This window comes from Amycolatopsis sp. NBRC 101858, assembly GCF_030269325.1.
Taxonomy (GTDB): domain Bacteria; phylum Actinomycetota; class Actinomycetes; order Mycobacteriales; family Pseudonocardiaceae; genus Amycolatopsis; species Amycolatopsis ponsaeliensis.
This window is the reverse complement of the sequence record NZ_BSTD01000010.1, coordinates 33,891-52,065: the sequence shown is the minus strand read 5'-3', so window position 1 is coordinate 52,065 and position 18,175 is coordinate 33,891. Positions and strand designations below refer to the sequence as shown.

General features: G+C 71.5%; 23 protein-coding genes and 2 pseudogenes. 24 read left to right on the top strand and 1 reads right to left on the bottom strand.

What is annotated here, in order from left to right; genetic code table 11:
* Nucleotides 1–242 precede the first annotated feature (242 nt).
* From QSK39_RS52420 to QSK39_RS52325, 20 genes are all read left to right on the top strand, one after another.
* Nucleotides 243–635 (top strand): SchA/CurD-like domain-containing protein, encoded by a 393-nt coding sequence (locus QSK39_RS52420; protein ID WP_285485352.1) that lies wholly within the window; start codon nt 243–245, stop codon nt 633–635.
* On the top strand, nt 632–1,690 hold the full coding sequence (locus tag QSK39_RS52415) for an amidohydrolase family protein (protein ID WP_285485351.1): 1,059 nt from the start codon (nt 632–634) through the stop codon (nt 1,688–1,690). Before QSK39_RS52420 ends, QSK39_RS52415 begins: the two co-directional genes overlap by 4 nt.
* Entirely contained in the window at nt 1,671–2,534 is an 864-nt protein-coding gene (locus QSK39_RS52410) for a diaminopimelate epimerase (RefSeq protein WP_285485350.1), read from the top strand. The genes QSK39_RS52415 and QSK39_RS52410 overlap by 20 nt, the downstream gene beginning before the upstream one ends.
* Entirely contained in the window at nt 2,531–3,397 is an 867-nt protein-coding gene (locus tag QSK39_RS52405; protein ID WP_285485349.1) for an NAD(P)-dependent oxidoreductase, read from the top strand. The genes QSK39_RS52410 and QSK39_RS52405 overlap by 4 nt, the downstream gene beginning before the upstream one ends.
* Nucleotides 3,398–3,504: 107 nt before the next feature.
* Entirely contained in the window at nt 3,505–3,726 is a 222-nt protein-coding gene (locus tag QSK39_RS52400) for a hypothetical protein (protein ID WP_285485348.1), read from the top strand.
* 30 nt (nt 3,727–3,756) lie between these two features.
* Nucleotides 3,757–4,512, top strand: a complete 756-nt coding sequence (locus QSK39_RS52395) for a SchA/CurD-like domain-containing protein (protein WP_285485347.1) — start codon at nt 3,757–3,759, stop codon at nt 4,510–4,512.
* Nucleotides 4,513–4,551: 39 nt separating this feature from the next.
* Complete coding sequence (locus QSK39_RS52390; protein WP_285485346.1) at nt 4,552–4,872, top strand: TcmI family type II polyketide cyclase; 321 nt, start codon at nt 4,552–4,554, stop codon at nt 4,870–4,872.
* A complete protein-coding gene (locus QSK39_RS52385) occupies nt 4,869–5,306 on the top strand; it encodes a cupin domain-containing protein (RefSeq protein ID WP_285485345.1) in 438 nt (145 codons plus the stop codon). The genes QSK39_RS52390 and QSK39_RS52385 overlap by 4 nt, the downstream gene beginning before the upstream one ends.
* Nucleotides 5,303–6,526 carry a ketosynthase chain-length factor gene (locus QSK39_RS52380; protein WP_285485344.1) on the top strand — a complete coding sequence of 408 codons (1,224 nt, stop codon included), beginning with the start codon at nt 5,303–5,305 and terminating at the stop codon, nt 6,524–6,526. Before QSK39_RS52385 ends, QSK39_RS52380 begins: the two co-directional genes overlap by 4 nt.
* Nucleotides 6,527–6,545: 19 nt before the next feature.
* A complete protein-coding gene (locus tag QSK39_RS52375) occupies nt 6,546–6,797 on the top strand; it encodes an acyl carrier protein (RefSeq protein WP_285485343.1) in 252 nt (83 codons plus the stop codon).
* Nucleotides 6,798–6,799: 2 nt separating this feature from the next.
* Nucleotides 6,800–7,249: an SRPBCC family protein gene (locus QSK39_RS52370; protein ID WP_285485342.1), complete on the top strand. Its 450-nt coding sequence runs from the start codon at nt 6,800–6,802 to the stop codon at nt 7,247–7,249.
* A gap of 44 nt (nt 7,250–7,293) precedes the next feature.
* Entirely contained in the window at nt 7,294–8,046 is a 753-nt protein-coding gene (locus tag QSK39_RS52365) for an SDR family NAD(P)-dependent oxidoreductase (protein ID WP_285485341.1), read from the top strand.
* The gene (locus QSK39_RS52360) at nt 8,046–8,375 is read left to right on the top strand and encodes an antibiotic biosynthesis monooxygenase family protein (RefSeq protein ID WP_285485340.1); all 330 of its coding nucleotides are present in this window, start codon (nt 8,046–8,048) and stop codon (nt 8,373–8,375) included. Before QSK39_RS52365 ends, QSK39_RS52360 begins: the two co-directional genes overlap by 1 nt.
* Nucleotides 8,372–8,695, top strand: coding sequence for an antibiotic biosynthesis monooxygenase family protein (locus QSK39_RS52355; protein ID WP_285485339.1), 324 nt, complete (start codon nt 8,372–8,374; stop codon nt 8,693–8,695). Before QSK39_RS52360 ends, QSK39_RS52355 begins: the two co-directional genes overlap by 4 nt.
* A 35-nt stretch (nt 8,696–8,730) precedes the next feature.
* Nucleotides 8,731–10,005, top strand: a complete 1,275-nt coding sequence (locus QSK39_RS52350; RefSeq protein WP_285485338.1) for a beta-ketoacyl-[acyl-carrier-protein] synthase family protein — start codon at nt 8,731–8,733, stop codon at nt 10,003–10,005.
* Between the two features lie 34 nt (nt 10,006–10,039).
* Nucleotides 10,040–11,104: a methyltransferase gene (locus tag QSK39_RS52345; RefSeq protein WP_285485337.1), complete on the top strand. Its 1,065-nt coding sequence runs from the start codon at nt 10,040–10,042 to the stop codon at nt 11,102–11,104.
* On the top strand, nt 11,101–12,267 hold the full coding sequence (locus QSK39_RS52340) for an LLM class flavin-dependent oxidoreductase (RefSeq protein WP_285485336.1): 1,167 nt from the start codon (nt 11,101–11,103) through the stop codon (nt 12,265–12,267). The genes QSK39_RS52345 and QSK39_RS52340 overlap by 4 nt, the downstream gene beginning before the upstream one ends.
* A complete protein-coding gene (locus QSK39_RS52335) occupies nt 12,264–13,151 on the top strand; it encodes an NmrA/HSCARG family protein (RefSeq protein WP_285485335.1) in 888 nt (295 codons plus the stop codon). The genes QSK39_RS52340 and QSK39_RS52335 overlap by 4 nt, the downstream gene beginning before the upstream one ends.
* 208 nt (nt 13,152–13,359) lie before the next feature.
* Entirely contained in the window at nt 13,360–13,776 is a 417-nt protein-coding gene (locus QSK39_RS52330) for an enediyne antibiotic chromoprotein (RefSeq protein ID WP_285485334.1), read from the top strand.
* 69 nt (nt 13,777–13,845) lie between these two features.
* On the top strand, nt 13,846–14,955 hold the full coding sequence (locus QSK39_RS52325; protein ID WP_285485333.1) for a Gfo/Idh/MocA family protein: 1,110 nt from the start codon (nt 13,846–13,848) through the stop codon (nt 14,953–14,955).
* Here QSK39_RS52325 and QSK39_RS53230 read toward each other — a convergent pair.
* Nucleotides 14,939–14,995 (bottom strand): annotated as a pseudogene (locus QSK39_RS53230) (hypothetical protein); the annotation flags it as partial. The gene QSK39_RS52325 and the pseudogene QSK39_RS53230 sit on opposite strands and share 17 nt — an antisense overlap.
* A gap of 36 nt (nt 14,996–15,031) precedes the next feature.
* Between QSK39_RS53230 and QSK39_RS52315 the strand changes: the two are divergent.
* The 4 genes and pseudogenes from QSK39_RS52315 to QSK39_RS52300 form a co-directional block, all read left to right on the top strand.
* A pseudogene (locus QSK39_RS52315) lies at nt 15,032–15,325 on the top strand (sigma factor-like helix-turn-helix DNA-binding protein); the annotation flags it as partial.
* Nucleotides 15,326–15,650: 325 nt separating this feature from the next.
* Nucleotides 15,651–16,118, top strand: coding sequence for a hypothetical protein (locus QSK39_RS52310; protein WP_285485332.1), 468 nt, complete (start codon nt 15,651–15,653; stop codon nt 16,116–16,118).
* Nucleotides 16,115–17,266 (top strand): tyrosine-type recombinase/integrase, encoded by a 1,152-nt coding sequence (locus tag QSK39_RS52305; protein WP_285485331.1) that lies wholly within the window; start codon nt 16,115–16,117, stop codon nt 17,264–17,266. Before QSK39_RS52310 ends, QSK39_RS52305 begins: the two co-directional genes overlap by 4 nt.
* Nucleotides 17,267–17,655: 389 nt before the next feature.
* A complete protein-coding gene (locus QSK39_RS52300; protein ID WP_285485330.1) occupies nt 17,656–17,973 on the top strand; it encodes a hypothetical protein in 318 nt (105 codons plus the stop codon).
* The last annotated feature ends 202 nt before the right edge of the window (nt 17,974–18,175 follow it).

Here is an 18,175-nt window from a genome sequence, read left to right as displayed (position 1 = left end):
CGCTCGACGAAAGTCGTGGGCAGTGCTCGCCTCGTCTTTCGATACCGTCACGCGCCCAAGCTAAACACCGGGCGGAGAACCCGGCCATGTGCTTCTGCTGGAAGTAGTGGCGGCGATCGGCAGTTTCGGCGGCAGTTGCCCCGACTGCCTGGCCAGCCGGGTGGGCCGTGCCCATCCTTGCCTGAGTGGGGCACGGATCCGATCCGCTGCGAGAACTCGCGGGAACTCCAAGAGGTGATCAGATGACACAGGTTGCGGCGATAGCCTGGACGTTTCGCCGGGAATGCAAGAGCGAAGTCGAGAACTTGCTCCTCCGCTATCCCCCGCCCGACTCGCTCCAAATATCCGACGACGACGGAAACGTGGTCGGCCGCATGCTGGCGACCGCCGTTTTCGTGCGCGACAACCTCGTCGTGCGCGTCATGGAGTTCGAAGGCCCGCTGCCCGAACTGCTGCGCCAGAAGTCCATGGAGTCGACGCACTCGGACATCGACCGCGCGCTGCAGCAGTACCTCGAGAAGCCCGCCGACCTCAGCACCCCCGAGGGGTTCCGGACGTTCTTCGCCGACTCCGCGATGCGCTGCCTGTACTTCCGCAAGCCCGCCCAGGCCCCGACGGGAGCGATCGCGCGATGATCATCGACGTCCACGGGCACATCATCTCGGCGGAAGCGGCCGAACGCGCCCCGATGCCCCGCAGCCTGGTCGACGTGGAAGGCATGATCGAGGCCAAGGCGGCCGCCGGCATCGAGCTGACCATCGTCGGCAGCCCGAGCGGCGCGCGGACCATGGCGCCCGCGGACCGGTTCGCCGGGTACCGGCAGCCGTTCGGCTACCAGCAGCCGTTCGACCAGCTGCGCGCCCTGCACGACTGGCTCGGCGAGACCGTCCAGAAGTGGTGGCGGAACCTGCGCGCCTACGTCTACTGCGACGTCTTCGGCGACGAGAAGAGCATCGCCGCCGCGGCGGAAACCCTGCGGGAGCCCGGTTTCGTCGGGCTCATCGCGAACTTCAGCGCGGACGCCGAGTACCTCGACTCCTCGCGCGCCGACGACTTCTTCGCCATGGCCGAAGAGGCCGGCGTGCCGATCCTGCTGCACGCCGGCCCGATGCCCGCGAGCTGCCGGGACATCGCGAACTACGGCCTGCTGGAGATTTTCGGCCGGCCCTGCGACGCGACCCTCGGGCTCGCCGCCCTCGTGCTGTCCGGCCGGCTGGAACGCCACCCGTCGCTCGACTTCATCTCGGCGAACTCCGGCGGCGCGTTCAGCCTGTTCGCCGACCGCATCGACTGGGCGGTCCGGCCCCGGCACTGGGACGACCGGACGACCCAGACCCGTGGGGCGGACGACGCCGCGGGTGCCCCGGTCCCCGAGCTGCACCAGACCGCGTCGTCGCTGCTGCCCAGCGAGCTGGCGGCCCGGCTGTACGTCGACACGACGTTCGACCACCCCAGCCTCCACGAGGCCAACCTGCGCCTGCTCGGTCCCCGCCACCTGGTCTTCGGCACCGACGCGCCCCCGATCCCGGTCAAGTTCGAGGACAAGGTCCAGGCCGTGCGGGACCTCCCCGTCGGTGCGGAAGAGGTCCAGGACATCCTCGCCGGGAACGCGCTGCGGCTGTTCGACCTCACGGACTTCCTCGAGGCCCGTGCGTCCGCCGAGGAGCGCCGTGTCCCCGCCGGCGGTTGACCGGGGGCCGCGGTACGCGAAGGGCTTCTGCGGCGGCAACGACTTCGTGCTGCTGATCGACCCCGACGACGACGTCCGGCTGACCCGCGGCGCCGTGCGCGGCCTGTGCGACCGCTACCGCGGCCTCGGCGGCGACGGCGTGCTCCGCCTGGTGCGCACCGAGTTCGCCGACCCGGCGCTGGCCGGCGACGCCGAGTGGTTCATGGACTGCCGCAACCCGGACGGCACGGTCGCGCCCATGTGCGGGCCGGGCCTGGGGCTGGTCGCGCGCTACCTGCTCGACGCCGGCCTGATCGCGCCGGGCGAGGTGTGGATCGGCACCAGCGTCGGCGCGAAGCGGACCGTCATCGACGACAGCGGCACGACGTCGATCGAGCTGCTGCCGCCGGAGTTCCTCGGCTCGTCGTCGGTCCGGCTGGGCGGCCGGGAGTACCCGGGCAGCGTCATCTCGCTCGGCAACCTGCACCTCGTCTGCTTCGTGACGACGCCGGTCGAGACGCTCGACCTGTCGGCCGAGCCGGTGCTGGCCGACCCCGGTTTCGGCGACGCGGACCTGGACATCACCTGGGCCAACGTCCTGGCCGACGGCCGCCTGCGCACCCGCGTGTACGAACCGGGCACCGGCGAGATGCGCTCGTGCGGCACCGCCGTGTGCGCGGCCGCCGCCGCCCGGCAGCGGTCCGAGGGCGCCTGGGGCACGACGGTCGTCGACACCGACGCCGGGCCCCTGTCGGTCACCCTCCGCGGGCACGGCAAGACCGTGTTCACCGGCGAGGCCAGCGTCGCCGCGCTGGGGACCCTCAACACGACCTGGATCACCTCACTCGACAAGGAGCCGTCATGACCGGACCGGACACCCCGATCGCGTGCCTGGGCCTCGGCGCGATGGGGTCGGGGCTCGCCCACCGGCTGCTCGACGCCGGCCGGCCGGTCTCGGTGTTCAACCGGACCGAGGCGAAGGCGAGCGCGCTGACCGACCGGGGCGCCCGGTTCGCGGCGACGCCCGCGGCCGCCGTCGAAGGCGCCGGCACCGTCCTGATCAGCCTCAGCGGGCCGGAAGCCGTGGACGAGGTGCTGTTCGGCGACGACGGCGCGGCGCACGGCCTCAAGCCCGGCACGGTGGTCGTCGACGCCTCCACGGTCTCGCCCGCCTTCTCCCGCGCCTGCACGGCCCGGCTCGCCGAAACCGGGGTCTCCCGGGTGGAGGCCTGCCTGATCGGCAACCCGCACCAGGCGAGGTCCGGCGAGGTGCGCGTACTGGCCGCGGGCGAGGAAGCCGACGTCGCCAAGGTGGCGGACCTGCTCGGCGCGATCGGCAAGCACACCTGGCACATCGGCGGCACCGGGTCGGCCGCGAGTGCGAAGCTGGCGTTCAACGCGCTGCTCGGCGTGCAGCTGGCCGGCCTGGCCGAAGCGCTCGACATCGGGGCCGCGGGCGGGGTCGACCGCGCCCGGCTCCTCGAAGCGATCGCGGGCAGCGGCTTCAGCTCGCCGGTGCTGAGCTTCCGGGCCGCGCTGGTGCGCGACGACCGGCTGGTGCCGGCGGCGTTCCGCACCGACCTGATGGCCAAGGACCTCCGGCTCGCCGAGGGGGTCGCGCGGGACAACGCGCTCGACGCCGGCCTGCTGGCGCACGCCGCTCGGCGGTTCGCCGCGGTGACCGAGCGGGGTGACGGCGAGAAGGACGCGGCCGTCGTCCTCGCCTGAGCCGGTGCGGCGGAAGTTCCGGCATTCCTGCAGGCACAAGCACGTGGTCGTCCGCCGCCGCCCGGGGTTGGCTGGGGGTACCGGAGAGAAAGGGAGGTGAGGGCCGGATGCCGGACCGTCGTTACGTCCGGAGTGGACAGTCGCGCCGCCGCCTGCGCGCGCTCGGCCGGTACACCCTGGCGGCACTGGGCGCGGTGGGCGCCGCCTTCAACGCGTTCGTCGTCCTGCCGGTCCCGCGGGAAGCGGCACCCGGTTCCCCGCCGGAACCCGCGCCGCTGACCGACGTCGAGCGGATCGCGTGGGCCGGCATCACCAGGAACTTCACCTGAACGGGGTGTCCCGAGCAGAAAGGCAGAAAAGTGTCGTTTGCCGCTATCAGCTACCACATCCGCCCGGACACCGAGGCCGAGATCGCCGAGATCTTCTCCGCCACGGGGTTCAAGCGGACCGGCTCGCCGGTCGTCTACGACGCCGACGGGAACGAGGTCGGCCTGATCCCCGCCACCGGGTTGTTCATCGGGGACGGCAGCATGGTCCGGATCATCCAGTACCAGGGCGAGCTCGGCGACGTCGCCCGGCACATGTCCCGGCAGACCACGGTGAAGTTCGCCGAGCAGCGGCTCAGCCCGTTCCTCGCCGAGCCCCGGGACACGCAGACCGAGCAGGGTTTCCTGCGGTACTTCGAAAACAGCCTGATGGCCGACTGCGGCGGGTCGACGACGCCGGACCGGCTCGCGCGCATCACGGTCATGCGGTTCCGGCACCCGGGGCCCGCCCACGCGGACTTCGCGCTGGAGAGCCGCGTGCCGATCTGGGCGGAGCCCGGGCACCCGGACGGTCCCGCGCTGCTCGCCGAACGCTGGTACCGCAACGACGAATCCGTCGTGCGGCTCTGGCAGCACACCGGCGAGCTGCGGGACGTAGCCCGCGCGGTGGCCCGGAACAAGGCGGCCTTCGCGCACGAGACCCGGCTGCTGGCCGCGCTGTCCGGCGGGACGCTGCGCGCGACCGAAGAGTCCTATCCGGACGTCGTCGGCCGGCTCGCGATGCGCTGCCTGTCCCAGCTGGCGATGCACGACTCCCCCGCGGGCGAAATCCTGCCCGCGCGCGTCTGAAACCCCTGTCCGAAAACGAGACCACCTTCGGAGGTGCGCGTGCAGAGAACACTGATCGTGGCCCGCATGGGTGCGGACGACAGCGCGGACGTCGCCCGGATCTTCGCCGATTCGGACGCGTCCGAGCTGCCGCACCTGATCGGCGTGAGCCGCCGGACCCTCTTCCGCTTCCACGGGCTCTACTTCCACCTCGTCGAAGCCGACGAGGACATCACCGGCGACCTGTACAAGGCCCGGTCCCACCCGCTCTACCAGGACATCAACCAGCGGCTCGGGGAGTTCATCAGCCCCTACGACCCCGGCTGGCGCGAACCGAAGGACGCCATGGCCGAGACCTTCTACAGCTGGAGTGCCACGTGACGCAGAAGATCGCTCTCGGCGACGTGCCCGCCAACCGGCGGCGGGGTGGTGACCTGCGGGTCGTGCTCGGCCCGAAGACGGCGGGGTCGACCACGGGGTTCATGGGCGGCGTCACGCTGCTGCCGGGCGAGTCCGTGACGGAGCACTACCACCCGTACTCGGAGGAGTTCCTCTACGTCGTCCGCGGCACGCTCGTGCTGACGCTCGACGGCGAGCCGATCGAGGTGGGCGCCGACGAAGGCGCGCTGGTGCCCAAGGACGTCCGCCACCGGCTGGAGAACCGCGGCACCGAACCCGCGTTCGCGGTGTTCCACCTGTGCCCGCTCGCGCCGCGCCCCGAGCTCGGGCACGTGGACACCGAGGCGCCGGCGAACCCCGCCGAAGCCGGCGTGGACGTCGGCGGCCCGGTCGCGTCGCTCGCGGAGCGCCGGTGACCACCGCCGTGGTGACCGGTCTCGGCATCCTCGCGCCCAACGGGATGGGCGTCGAGGAGTGCTGGGCCGCCACCCTGGCCGGGAAGACCGGCATCCGGCCGATCTCCGGGTTCGACGCTTCCCGGTACTCGGTCACGGTGGCCGGGGAGCTGGCCGGCTTCCACGCCGTCGACCGCGTCCCGCGCGGGCTGATCGTGCAGACCGACAAGTGGACCCAGCACGGCCTGGTGTGCGCCGAGAACGCGCTCGCCGACGCGGCCGTCGACGCCACCGCGCTCGGCGAGTACGAGATGGCGGTGGTCACCGCCAGCTCGTCGGGCGGGAACGAGTTCGGCCAGCGCGAGATCCAGCGCCTGTGGGAAAAGGGCCCGGAGTTCGTCGGGGCGTACCAGTCGATCGCGTGGTTCTACGCCGCCACCACCGGCCAGGTCTCGATCCGGCACGGGATGCGCGGTCCGTGCGGGGTCATCGCCACCGAGCAGGCCGGTGGGCTCGACGCCATCGGCCACGCCCGGCGCCTGCTCCGGGCGGGCACCCCGGTCATCGTCACCGGCGGCACCGACGCTTCGCTGTGCCCGTACGGGCTGGTCGCGCAGACCGCCACCGGGCGGATGTCGACGCGCGCCGACCCCGACCGCGCGTACCTGCCGTTCGACGCCGACGCGTGCGGCCACGTCGTCGGCGAAGGCGGCGCCATCGCCGTCGTCGAGGACCAGGCGGCCGCCGCCGAGCGCGGCGCGCCGCACCGCTACGGCGAGATCGCCGGCTACGCCGCGACGTTCGACCCCCCGCCGGGTTCGCCGCGACCGCCCGGCCTCCGCCGCGCGGCGCTGGAAGCGCTGGAGGACGCGGGGGTCGCACCGGGCGAGGTCGACGTCGTCTTCGCGGACGCCGCGGGAACCCCCGCGCTCGACCGTGAAGAGGCCGCCGCGATCGCCGCGATCTTCGGGCCCGAAGGGGTCCCGGTGACCGCGCCCAAGACGATGACCGGCCGGCTCCTCGCGGGCGGGGCGGCGCTCGACGTCGCGTTCGCGCTGCTGGCGATCCGGGACTCCGTGGTCCCGCCGACCGTCGGCATCCGCCGGCCGGGCGACGGCTACCACCTCGACCTGGTGCTGGACGAGCCGCGGGAAGCGCGGGTGCGGATCGCGCTGGTGCTCGCCCGCGGCCACGGCGGCTTCAACTCCGCGGTGGTCGTGCGCCAGTGCGGAACCGATTGACCGAGAAGGGAGACAGGCAGTGTTCACTTTGGACAGTCTGAGACAGATCATGGACGCCACCGGCGGCGCCGACGACGGGGTCGACCTCGGCGGGGACATCGGCGCCACCGAGTTCACCGACCTCGGCTTCGACTCGCTGGCGATGCTGGAGATCCAGGCCCGCGTCAAGCAGGAGCTGGGGATCTCCTTCCCCGAGGACTCCGCGACCCTGCTCCTGCGCCCCGACGACCTGGTCGCCTACGTCAACAGCAACCTCGTGGAGGTGGTCTAGCCGTGGCCGGGCACACCGACAACGAGATCGTGATCGACGCCCCGTTCGACCGGGTGTGGCGGATGACCAACGACGTCGCGAACTGGCCGCGGCTGTTCAGCGAGTACGCCGAAGCCGTCATCCTGGAGCAGCGCGGCGACACCGTGCAGTTCCGGCTTTCGCTGCACCCCGACGAGAACGGCAAGACGTGGAGCTGGGTGTCCGAGCGGACCCCCGACCCGGCCACCCGGACCGTGCGCGCGCACCGCGTCGACACCGGCGTCTTCAAGTACATGTCCCTGTTCTGGGAGTACGAGGACCTCGGCGGCAGCGTCCGCATGCGCTGGGTCCAGGACTTCGAGATGAAGCCGGGCGCGCCGCTGGACGACGCGGGCATGACCGACCGGCTCAACACCAACTCCGCCGGCCAGCTGAAGCTGATCAAGGACAAGGTCGAAGCGGCCGCCGACTGACCCCACCCCACTCACCCCACGCGACTGACCCAGGGAGGAAGACCATGACAACTGCCAGGAAACGCGTTCTCGTCACCGGCGGCACCCGCGGCATCGGCCGCGGCGTGGTGCTCGCGATGGCGGACGGCGGCGCCGACGTCGTCACCTGCTACCACAGCGACACCGGCGCGGCGAAGGCCCTTGAAGCCGAACTGTCCGAACGAGACGGCAACCACCACGTGGTGCAGGCCGACATCGCCCAGGAGTCCGAGATCGACCGGCTGATCGAGGTGTGCGGCGAGCGCCTCGGCGGGCTCGACGTCCTCGTGCACAACGCGGGCGCGATCAGCCACATCCCCTTCGTCAAGCTCGAAGTCGCGGACTGGAACCGGGTGCTCGACACCAACCTGACCGCCGCGTACCTGCTGGCGCAACGCGCGATGACGCACCTGCGGCCGGGCTCCACGATCATCAACATCGGGTCGAAGGTCGCCGAGATCGGCGTTCCGCTGCGCGCCCACTACACAGCCGCGAAGGCCGGGCTCACCGGCCTCACCAAGTCGCTGGCGAAGGAGCTCGGCGCGCAGGGCGTGCGCGTCAACCTGGTCGCCCCGGGGATCATCGCGACCGAGATGGCCGAGCGGGCCACCGACCACGAACGCGCGGCCGTCGAAGAGCGCCTGGAGGGCTACCGCAAGCGGATCCCGCTGGGCCGGCTCGGCGACCCGGCCGACGTCGGCGCGGTCGTCGCCTTCCTGGCGAGCGACGCCGCCGGGTTCGTCAACGGCGCGGTCATCACCGTCGACGGGGGCATGTGATGGGGGCGCAGGAGAACTTCCGGGTGATCCTCCGGTTCGAGATCAAGGAGGGCGTCGAGGCGGAGTTCGAGCAGACCTGGCTCGCCATCGCCGACGTGATCACCGGGCACCCCGCCAACCTCGGGCAGTGGCTGCTGCGCAGCACGCAGGTCGGCCCGCCGGTGTACTTCGTCCTCAGCGACTGGACGAGCGAGCCGGAGTTCCGCGAGTTCGAACGCAGCGCCGACCACCTGGAGCACCGGGTGAAGCTGCACCCGTTCCGCACGGGCGGGTCCATGGAGACGACGACGGTGGTCCACGCGCTGCAGGCCGCCGGCGCGTCCCGATGAGCCGGGTGCGCGTGCTGCTCTACCTGCGCGGCGCCGACAGCGTGCCGATCGAGCAGGCGTACCACCGGATCAGCGAGAGCCTCGCCGGGACACCCGGCCTGCTCGGCAACGAGCTGCTGCGGTCGCCGCACGACCCGGCGGAGCTGGCGGTGCTCAGCGAGTGGGCCGGCCTCGAGGAGTTCGACGCCTGGGAACGCGGCCCGGACCACCGCGCGTCGACCGCCCCGCTGCGGGACCACCAGGACGGCACCCGCGGCCGGCCGTTCGCGATCTACCAGGTCGTGTCCTCCTACCGCGCCGACGAGCTCGGCGAGTCCTGACCGTTCCCGGACCACCGTTCTCGGAGAGGAAGCTCATGGCACTGCCGGCACAGGGCCGCCGGGTCGCCGTCACCGGCATCGGCGTCGTCGCCCCGGGCGGGATCCGGAAGAAGGAGTTCTGGGACCTGCTTTCGCACGGGCGCACCGCCACCGACCGCATCACCCTGTTCGACCCCAGCGGCTTCCGGTCGCAGATCTCGGCGCAGGTCGACTTCTCGCCCGTGGAGAACGGGCTGAGCGAACGCGAGATCCGGCGGATGGACCGGGCCGCCCAGTTCGTCGTCACGAGCACCCGGGAGGCCATGGCCGACAGCGGCCTCGACTTCGGGGCGATCCCGCCCGAGCGCATCGGCGTCAGCGTCGGCAGTGCCGTCGGCGCGACGACCGCGCTGGAGCGGGAGTACGTGGTGCTCAGCGACCACGGCAAGCACTGGGAGGTCGACGAGGACTACGTCGTGCCGCACCTGTACAGCTTCATGGTGCCCAGCACGTTGGCCACCGAGGTCGCCTGGGCGGCGAACGCCGAGGGGCCCGCGGCGGTCATCTCCACCGGGTGCACGTCCGGCATCGACGCCGTCGCCCACGGCGCCGCGCTGATCCGGGAGGGCTCGGCCGACGTGGTCCTGGCCGGCGCCACCGACGCGCCGATCTCGCCGATCACCGTCGCGTGCTTCGACGCGATCCGGGCCACCTCGGCGAACAACGCCGACCCGCGGCACGCGTCCCGGCCGTTCGACCGCGAGCGCGACGGGTTCGTCATCGGGGAGGGCGCGGCCGTCCTGCTCCTCGAAGAGCTGTCGGCCGCGCGGGCCCGCGGCGCGCACGTCTACGCCGAGTTCGCCGGGTACGCCGCGCGCAGCAACGCCTTCCACATGACCGGGCTCCGGCCGGACGGCCGGGAGATGGGCGAGGCGATCGACCGCGCGCTCGAGCAGGCCCGGCTCGATCCGTCCGAAGTGGACTACATCAACGCGCACGGGTCGGGCACCAAGCAGAACGACCGGCACGAGACCGCGGCGTTCAAGCTCAGCCTGGGCGAGCACGCCCGCTCGGTGCCGGTGAGCTCCATCAAGTCGATGGTCGGCCACTCCCTCGGCGCCATCGGCTCGATCGAGCTCGCCGCCTGCGCGCTCGCGCTGGAGCACCAGGTGGTCCCGCCGACCGCCAACCTGGCCACCCCGGACCCCGAGTGCGACCTCGACTACGTCCCGGTGCACGCCCGCGAACACCCCATGGACGTCGTGCTCAGCGTCGGCAGCGGCTTCGGCGGCTTCCAGTCCGCCGCGGTGCTGACCCGGCCGACGTCCTGACCCACCCCCAGCCCATCCGATGAGAGGACACCTCGTGACCAGTGAAGTGATCGCCCCGCCGACCGCCGGGGCGGGCTTCCCGAACCTGGCCGTGCTGCCGCCCCGCGTGCGCGTCATCATGCTCGTCACCGCGCAGTGGCTTTCGCACTCGATCAACGTGCTGGCCGAGATCGGCGCCGCCGACCACCTGGTCGACGGTCCCCGCACGGTGGCCGAGATCGCCACGGCCACCGAGACCGACCCGGACGCGCTGTACCGCGTGCTGCGCGCCGCGGCCTCGCTCGGGGTGTTCGCCGAGCGGCCCGACGGCCGGTTCGAGCTGACCCCGGACGCGGACTGCCTGCGCAGCGACACCCCCGGCAGCCTGCGCAACTTCGCGCGGCACGTCGGCCACGCCTGCCGCCTGCAGTCCTACGCCTCGATGGTGGACACGGTGCGCACCGGCGAACAGGCGTTCCGGAAGGTGCACGGCATGCAGTCGTTCGACTTCTACGCCGCGCACCCGCACCTGGCTGAGGTCTTCAACGGCGCGATGACGGCCTTCAGCGAAGCGGCCGCCGACGAGCTGAGCGGACTCGGCGACTTCGGCCGGTTCGGCGTCGTCGCCGACATCGGCGGCGGGCACGGGCACATGCTGTCCGCGGTGCTGCGCGCCCACCCGGAGGTCCGGGGCATCCTGTTCGACCGGCCCGAGGTGCTCGCCGGCGCGGACCCGGTGCTCGAGCGCAACGGCGTGCGGGACCGGGTCACGCGCTCCCCCGGCGACTTCTTCGCCGACGTGCCGGTGGCGGACGCCTACGTCCTGAAGAGCGTCCTGCACGACTGGACCGACGACGAGTGCGTCGCGATCCTCGGCAACATCCGCCGGCGCATCGGCGACAACGCGGACGCGCGCGTGATCCTGTTCGAGGCGACCGTGCCCGAGCTCAACACGTTCGACTTCAGCAAGCTGATGGACATCGAGATGCTCGTCAACCTCGGCGGCCGGGAGCGGACCGAGGCCGAGTGGCGGGCGGTGTTCGACAAGAGCGGGTTCGAGCTCGCCGTCACGACCCGCGCGACGCCGCCGAACTGGGTCCTGGAGGCGAAGCCGCGATGAGCCGCTCCGTGTCGCCCGGGATCGTCTGGGCCACCAGCGCGCCGGTCGCGGCCGGGGTCGGGCACCTGAACCTCGCGAAGCTGGCGGGCATGGGTTCACTGTGGACGGTCGACCACCTGGTCAGCCCGTTCCCCCGCGCCATCTGGGACCCCGGGTTCACGTTCCTGGCCAAGGGCTCGCCCACGCCGGACGAGGCGTTCGACTTCGCCACGGCGCTGGGACACTTGGCCGCCAGGGCGGGCAACGTCCGGCTGGCCGTCGGCGTGACCGACCCGCACCGCCGCCACCCGGTGAGCCTCGCGCAGACGTTCCTGACCTTGGCGCACCTGACGCGCAAACCGCCGATCCTCGGCCTGGGCGCCGGCGAACGGGAGAACCTCGACCCCTACGGCGTCACCCACGACCGGCCGGTGGCCCGGCTGGCCGAGGCGGTGCAGATCATCCGGAAGTGCTTCGACGCCACCGAGCCGTTCGACTTCGCGGGCGAGTTCTTCCGGCTGGACCAGGCGGTGCTGGACCTGCGGGCGCCGAAAGGCCGCCGGCCCGAGATCTGGCTGGCCGCGCACGGCCCGCGGATGCTCGAGCTGACCGGCCGGTACGCCGACGGCTGGTACCCGTGGGAGCCGGTCGGCCCGGACGAGTACGGGCGGCGGCTGCGCGAGGTCCAAGGCGCGGCGAAGCGGGCCGGGCGCGACCCCGAAGCGATCCAGGCGGCGCAGGTGCTGACCGTGGTGCTCGGCCGGGACGAGCAGCACGTGCGGCGGCTGCTGCGCGCCAAGTCCGTGCGGTACCTCGCGCTGCTCGCCGACGCGGGCGCGTGGCGAGCGTTCGGTGCCGAGCACCCCCTCGGCCCGGACTTCCGCGGGGCGATGGACCTGCTGCCGCACCGGTACAGCCGGACCCAGGTCGAAGACGCCATCAGCGCGGCTCCCGACGAACTCGTCGCGAGCCGGGTGGTCGCGGGAACGCCGAAGCAGGTCCGGGACCGGATCGGCGGCCTGGTGGACGCCGGCCTGCGGCACCCGGTGCTGGTCGCGGCGTCCGCGCTGGTGACGCCCGCCGACGCGGTCTACAGCATGGCGGGCCTGGTGTGGCTCAGCCGGAGCCTGCGCACCCGCCGGGCGGCGCGGATTTCTCCAGTGGCCCAGGAGGTTTCGGCATGACTCTGGACGTACTAGTGGTGGGCGCGACCGGCCAGCAGGGTGGCGCGGTCGCCCGGGAACTGCTCGGGCGCGGGCACGTCGTCCGGGCGCTCACCCGCAAACCCGATTCGGCGGCCGCGGTCGAGCTGGCCGGCCTGGGCGCCAAGGTGGTGGTCGGCGACCTCGCCGTCGCCGCGTCGATCGAAGAGGCCGCGCACGGCGCCGACACGGCGTTCCTGCTCTCGGACTCCTTCGACGCCGGGACGGACTTCGAGACCACCGCGGGTGTCGGCGCGATCGACGGGCTGCGACGCGCGGGGGTGGGGCACATCGTCTACACCTCGGCGGCGAGCGCCGACCGGGACACCGGGGTCCCGCACTTCGACAGCAAGGCCGCGATCGAGCGGTACCTGCGGGAGAACCGCGTGCCGCACACGGTCGTCGCGCCGGCTTTCTTCATGGAGAACCGGTTCTTCGGCCTGCGGCGGACCGACGAAGGCTGGCTCCTGCCGACGCCGCTGCCCGCGGCCCGGGCGCTGCAGCAGATCGCCGTGGCCGACATCGCGGGCTTCGTGCGCCACGCGGTGGAACACCGGGACGACGTGCTCGGCGAGCGGTTCGACATCGCCGGCGACGACCCGACCGGCACGTCCGCCGCCGCGATCCTGGAACACGTCATCGGCGAACCCGTCCGCTACACGGCGATTTCGCCGGACGCGCCGTTCCTCGGCCCGGACCTCAGTGCGATGTTCAAGTACATCGACCGCGTCGGGTTCGCCGCCGACATCGCCGCGCTGCGCGCCGACTTCCCCGACGTCGGCTGGCACACGTTCGAGGCGTGGGCGAAGCTGCAGGACTGGCAGCACATCGGCGCCAAACCGATCAAGGCCGTGCCGACGGCCTGATCGTCAGGACTGCGGGTCAGGCCGGGACGCCCGCGCTCCCGGCCTGACCCGTGCTCAGCACCGGCAGAAAACAAGCAGTTGATACTTCTTGCTTGCCATGTTGTGAACTTCTCTCCTAGTATCGAGGACACGGTCAAACGATCACGGCCACCCCGGCCGCGTGGGTCCTGACCTGTACTTTCCCCTTGATGATTCGGAGTGTTCCTGCATGTCCAAAACCACCAAGGTGCGGTTCTTCGCGGCAGCCTCGGCGGCGTTCGCCGTCGTCATCGCGGGCGGCACGGCGGCAGCTGCGGCACCGGAAGCGCCGAGCGTGACGGTGTCACCGGCCACGGGCCTGGCCGACGGAGCGTCGGTGGCGGTGTCGGCCGCCGGCTACTCGGCGAACGAGACGGTGACGATCTGGGAGTGCGCCGGCGGAACCACGGGTCCGGTGTGCGACACCGGCAGCCAGACCACGACCACCGACGCCACCGGAGCGGTGTCGACGTCGTTCGTGGTGCACGAGGTGCTCACGACGGCGTCGGGCCCGGTGGACTGCACCACGGTCGCCAACGGCTGCTTCGTGGGCGCGGCGAACGAGTCCTACAGCGAAGTCGCCTCGGCGGTGATTTCGTTCGGCTGACGTCTCGCGGCCGGTCGGCTCCACCCCCAACGGCCGACCGGCCGCTTCCTTCCGTCGAGAGGCACCGGAATGAGCCTGCTCCGCGTCGGCGTCCTGGGTTGCGCGAGCATCGCCTGGCGCAAGATGCTCCCGGCGTTGACGGGCCACCCCGGCGTCGCGGTGGTAGCGCTGGCCAGCCGTGCGCCGGAGAAGGCCGCGCGGTTCACGGCCCGGTTCGGCGGCGAGGCCGTGACCGGCTACGACCGCCTCCTGGCCCGCGGCGACCTCGACGCGGTGTACCTCCCGCTCCCCGCGGCCCTGCACGCGGAATGGGTCGAGCGCGCGCTCGAGGCGGGTGTGCACGTCCTCGCCGAGAAGCCACTGGCCACCACGGCGAAGGACGCGGAACACCTGGTGGCGCTCGCGGCCGAGCGCAGGCTGGCGCTGTTCGAGAACTTCATGTTCCGCTGCCACTCCCAGCACGCGGCGGTGCGCGAAGCGGTCGCCACGGGGGCCATCGGCACCGTCCGCTCGTTGACGGCGGAGTTCACGATCCCCGCGCCGGCACCGGGCGACATGCGCTACGACCCGGAGGTCGGCGGAGGCGCACTGCTGGACATCGGCGTGTACCCGGTCCGCACGGCCCTGGACTTCCTCGGCGAGGACGGCGACGTCGCCGGAGCGACGCTGAACGTCGACGCCCGGCTGGGCGTCGACGTAGGCGGGTCCGCGGTACTGACCGGACCGGCGGGCCGAACGGCGCACGTGACCTTCGGCATGCGCCACGGGTACCGCTCCCGCTACGAGCTGACCGGCGAGCAGGGCCGGATCACGGCGTTGTGGGCGTACACACCACCGGCCGGCCACGCCCCGGTGATCCGCATCGAGAGCGGCACCGGGATCGAAGAGCGGACACTGCCACCCGACGACCAGTTCGCGGCCGTGGTGAGACGCTTCGTGTCGCGCGTACGGGACGGCGCGCCGTCCGATTTGGAAGGCCGGGCGATCGTCGCGCAGGCGGGTCTGGTGGACCGGATCCGGCAGCGGGCGGTGCTGCTGCCGGACCCGGGGTGCCAGGCGGACCGGGCCTCACCGCCGGCCGGCTCCGGACGTCCAGGTTCCGCCCGCCCGAAGCCCACAGTGATTTCAAATCACGGAAGTGCGAGCTACGCTGGTCCCCCGACCGTCCGGGCACGTTGATCGCCGCCGACGCGTTCCAGTTGCCCACGCCCACCACCATCTTGAACGTCACCCCGATGATCTGGGCGTAGGTCAGCGGGTGGAAGCCCGCGACCGCTCCGAGCCCGTCCCCGAGCTCCCCGAGCGCCCGCTCGTCGCCGGCAACGAGCCCGAGAGCCACGCGCTGCACCTCGACCTCGGCGCCCGCCTGGGCCGGCTGCTCGCCTCGCTGCCGCGCGTGCCGCAGGAGATCCTGACCCTGCGCATCGCGGTCGGCTTCTCGGCCCAGGAAACCGCCGAAGCGCTCGGGATCTCCGCGGGCAACGTCCGCGTGACGCAGCACCGCGCGCTGACCCGGCTGCGCGGCATGATCCACGACGAAGAGTTCTGAGCCAGCAGCAGCCGGGCGATGGGACCGGATCCGGCAGCCGATGGTTTGTGCTGTCAAGACCCGACCTCTTTGATCACCTGGACCGGTACCCCCCAAGTGGAGCAGTCAGCTTCCTCCCCTCGTCTGTGGCTATGATCCTGCGCATGGTGCCACCACTCGGGGACTGATCCCGCGTATCGTCTCGTCGGGAAAGCAACCGGTAAGTCGGTGGTTTGCGTAACCACTCACCAGCGAGACGGCGTCTCAGCTCCGGCCTGCGACCGCCTGATCGCCGACGGTCAAGCCCACGGCGCCACCAGCTCCACGGCAGCACGGCGGTGGGTTCGTGGCTGAGCGCGTCGTTCCTGCCCTCATACCCGATATTCATCCCCCTGCAACCGAACATCGCCGCGGACGGTCGACGGCCGCTCCCGAGCTCGCCCAAGTACCGTCCGCGCCGGCCGAAGCCACGTGGTCGTACGCGATCGCACGCGTCGACCGGTCAGGCCGCGTCTCCGAACAATCCATCGTGAATGAGCTCGGCTGGACAGCGGACGATGCACTCGACCTGACCACCATCGGCGCAAGCCTCGGGACGTACCGCCGCGCCGCGACCGGCTGGTACCGCCTCACGGCCCGGCGCGAGATCCGCCTTCCCGCCCCCATGCGCGCACGCTGCGGAATCACCCCAGGTGACCGCCTCCTGCTCGCCGCCAGCGGCGTCCACGACGCCCTCGTCATCTACACGATGCCCGAGCTCGATCGCCTGCTCTCACCACACCACGAGGCGAACCTGCAAGGCGGTCGATCATGAACGCCGGACCCCCGATCGACGAGCGAGCCGTCGCCGCGGCGGCCGAGATCGTGCTCGCCAAGCTCGGCCTGTCCCTGGATCAGGTCGCCGACCTCGCCAAACCCAAGGTGGTGCCGACGTTCGCCGAGTACGTCCCGGAAGTCGAGAAGACGACCTCCGAGAGTTCGAGCAAGACCTGGAGGTACTACTGGCAGGTGCTGGTCGACGAGTGGGGCGATCGACCGATCGACGAGCCCCTCGCCTCGGAGATCAACCAGCTGGCCAACCTGGTTCAGCAGCGGGCGGCCGCGAAATCCCCGAGCTACACGGGCCAGGGAGCGAGAGCGCTCTTCATCGACGCTGTGAAGTGCCTCTACCGGTGCGCCGCCGGCGACAAGCTGGTCACCTTGGCGGAGAGCCCGGTGGCCACCATCAAGAACAGCAGGCACCGGAACACGAAGCGACGCGCCCTCACACCTCGCGAAGTCACCGAAATCAACCGAGCGGCCGCCAATTCCGGCCCCGACCCGCTCTTCGACAGCCTCCTGCTGCGATTGCACAGCGAGACAGCCTGCCGCGTCGGCGGCGCGCTGAAACTGCGCCGCCGAGACCTCAACCCCATGGACTGCACCATCTTGCTGCGGGAGAAGGGCAGCAAGAACCGTCGCCAACCTGTCTCACCGACCCTGCTCAACGCGCTGCAGGAGCACCTCAACTCCCGAGTTCCCGGTCATGACCCGAATGACCAGGTACTGCGCCTACGCAGCGGTGCCCCCATGCGCTACCACAACTACCAGACGTTCTGGAATCGGATCTGGCGGATTTTGCCGTGGGCCAAGGCGCTCGGCGTCACGTCGCACTGGCTGCGGTACACGACGTTGACCTGGGTCGAGCGCTCGTTCGGCTACGCAGTCGCGGCAGCCTACGCAGGACACGCCAACCCCGGCACGACGAGCGACCGCGGCAGCGTGACGTTGACCTACACCTCGGCAACCATCCACGAAGTCGCAGCTGCCCTGTCCGCGCTCTCCGGGGAGCCACATCCCCTGGCCGGACTCGCACCTCTGGAGGCCGACGCAGTCGACCTCGGCAGGCGTGAGATCAGGCCACCTCTCGCAGGCGCGAGCGAGCGCCTTGACGAGTCCGATCGAGTCCGAGGTGACCGATGAACGCCCTCGTGGGTCTCGACCCCGTCGAGCAGGTCCTGGCGCAGTACGAGACCGCCCGCAGGCAAGGCGCGCCAAAGCCCGGTCGCGGCAAATTGGCCGATGCCACCGGGCTCAGTGCGCACCACGTCCGCCAAGCTGTCGAGAAGATCAACGCCGCCAGCACGGCCGGTGCGTCAGAAACAGGTAGGCAGCCGTCCCACATCGGGCTCCCGCCGTCTGGTTGGCGATCGCCCAGCCACCAGTCTGGCGGCACGGCGAGCGGTGACGGAGGCTGGCTCACCAACGGCACCGGTCGCCAGGGCATCCGATCTGGCGCCAGGCCGCGTGCCGACGCGGCCACTTGACGACCCTGCACATCAGCCGGTTCTCTCCGTTCCGGGGAGCCGGCCGTGCGAGCCACCAGACAGAGCAACTGGTGGCGGGCAGGCCGTGAGCTGGCTTGGTTCGCCTTCGGCTCCGTCACCTCGATCGCCGCCAACGTCCCGCACACTCGGCTGCCCGCCAGCTCACAGCCGCCAGGTCTGAGCCCCCAGATCGGCGCCGGCGTATGGCCGATCGCCCTGATCGTCACCGTCGAGGTGCTCACCAGAGTGAGCTGGCGACAGACCTGGTTCTGGAACACGGTCCGCTACGGCATCGGCACCATCGTGGCGATCGGCTCGTTCACGATCTCCTACGGCCACATCCACGCAGTCCTCACCGCCTAGCACCACGAACCGATCGCCGCCACCATCGGCCCTCTCGTCCTCGACGGCCTGATGACCATCAGCGGCTTCGCACTCCTCACCAGCGAACTCGACGCCGGGGAAGGCGGCGCGAAGATCAAGAGCTGAGGCTGGTCGTGGGTGCAGCATCTTCTGCTCCACCCACGACCAGCTCGATCAGGACGCCGGTCGCGGCTTCGCAGCC

Excerpts from the sequence above, each read along its gene's own strand:
- QSK39_RS52355 (WP_285485339.1), top strand. The coding sequence starts at position 8,372 with ATGAGCCGGGTGCGCGTGCTGCTCTACCTGCGCGGCGCCGACAGCGTG.
- QSK39_RS52350 (WP_285485338.1), top strand. The coding sequence starts at position 8,731 with ATGGCACTGCCGGCACAGGGCCGCCGGGTCGCCGTCACCGGCATCGGC.
- QSK39_RS52420 (WP_285485352.1), top strand. The coding sequence starts at position 243 with ATGACACAGGTTGCGGCGATAGCCTGGACGTTTCGCCGGGAATGCAAG.
- QSK39_RS52305 (WP_285485331.1), top strand. The coding sequence starts at position 16,115 with ATGAACGCCGGACCCCCGATCGACGAGCGAGCCGTCGCCGCGGCGGCC.
- QSK39_RS52365 (WP_285485341.1), top strand. The coding sequence starts at position 7,294 with ATGACAACTGCCAGGAAACGCGTTCTCGTCACCGGCGGCACCCGCGGC.
- QSK39_RS52340 (WP_285485336.1), top strand. The coding sequence starts at position 11,101 with ATGAGCCGCTCCGTGTCGCCCGGGATCGTCTGGGCCACCAGCGCGCCG.
- QSK39_RS52405 (WP_285485349.1), top strand. The coding sequence starts at position 2,531 with ATGACCGGACCGGACACCCCGATCGCGTGCCTGGGCCTCGGCGCGATG.
- QSK39_RS52360 (WP_285485340.1), top strand. The coding sequence starts at position 8,046 with ATGGGGGCGCAGGAGAACTTCCGGGTGATCCTCCGGTTCGAGATCAAG.
- QSK39_RS52330 (WP_285485334.1), top strand. The coding sequence starts at position 13,360 with ATGTCCAAAACCACCAAGGTGCGGTTCTTCGCGGCAGCCTCGGCGGCG.
- QSK39_RS52325 (WP_285485333.1), top strand. The coding sequence starts at position 13,846 with ATGAGCCTGCTCCGCGTCGGCGTCCTGGGTTGCGCGAGCATCGCCTGG.
- QSK39_RS52415 (WP_285485351.1), top strand. The coding sequence starts at position 632 with ATGATCATCGACGTCCACGGGCACATCATCTCGGCGGAAGCGGCCGAA.
- QSK39_RS52335 (WP_285485335.1), top strand. The coding sequence starts at position 12,264 with ATGACTCTGGACGTACTAGTGGTGGGCGCGACCGGCCAGCAGGGTGGC.
- QSK39_RS52400 (WP_285485348.1), top strand. The coding sequence starts at position 3,505 with ATGCCGGACCGTCGTTACGTCCGGAGTGGACAGTCGCGCCGCCGCCTG.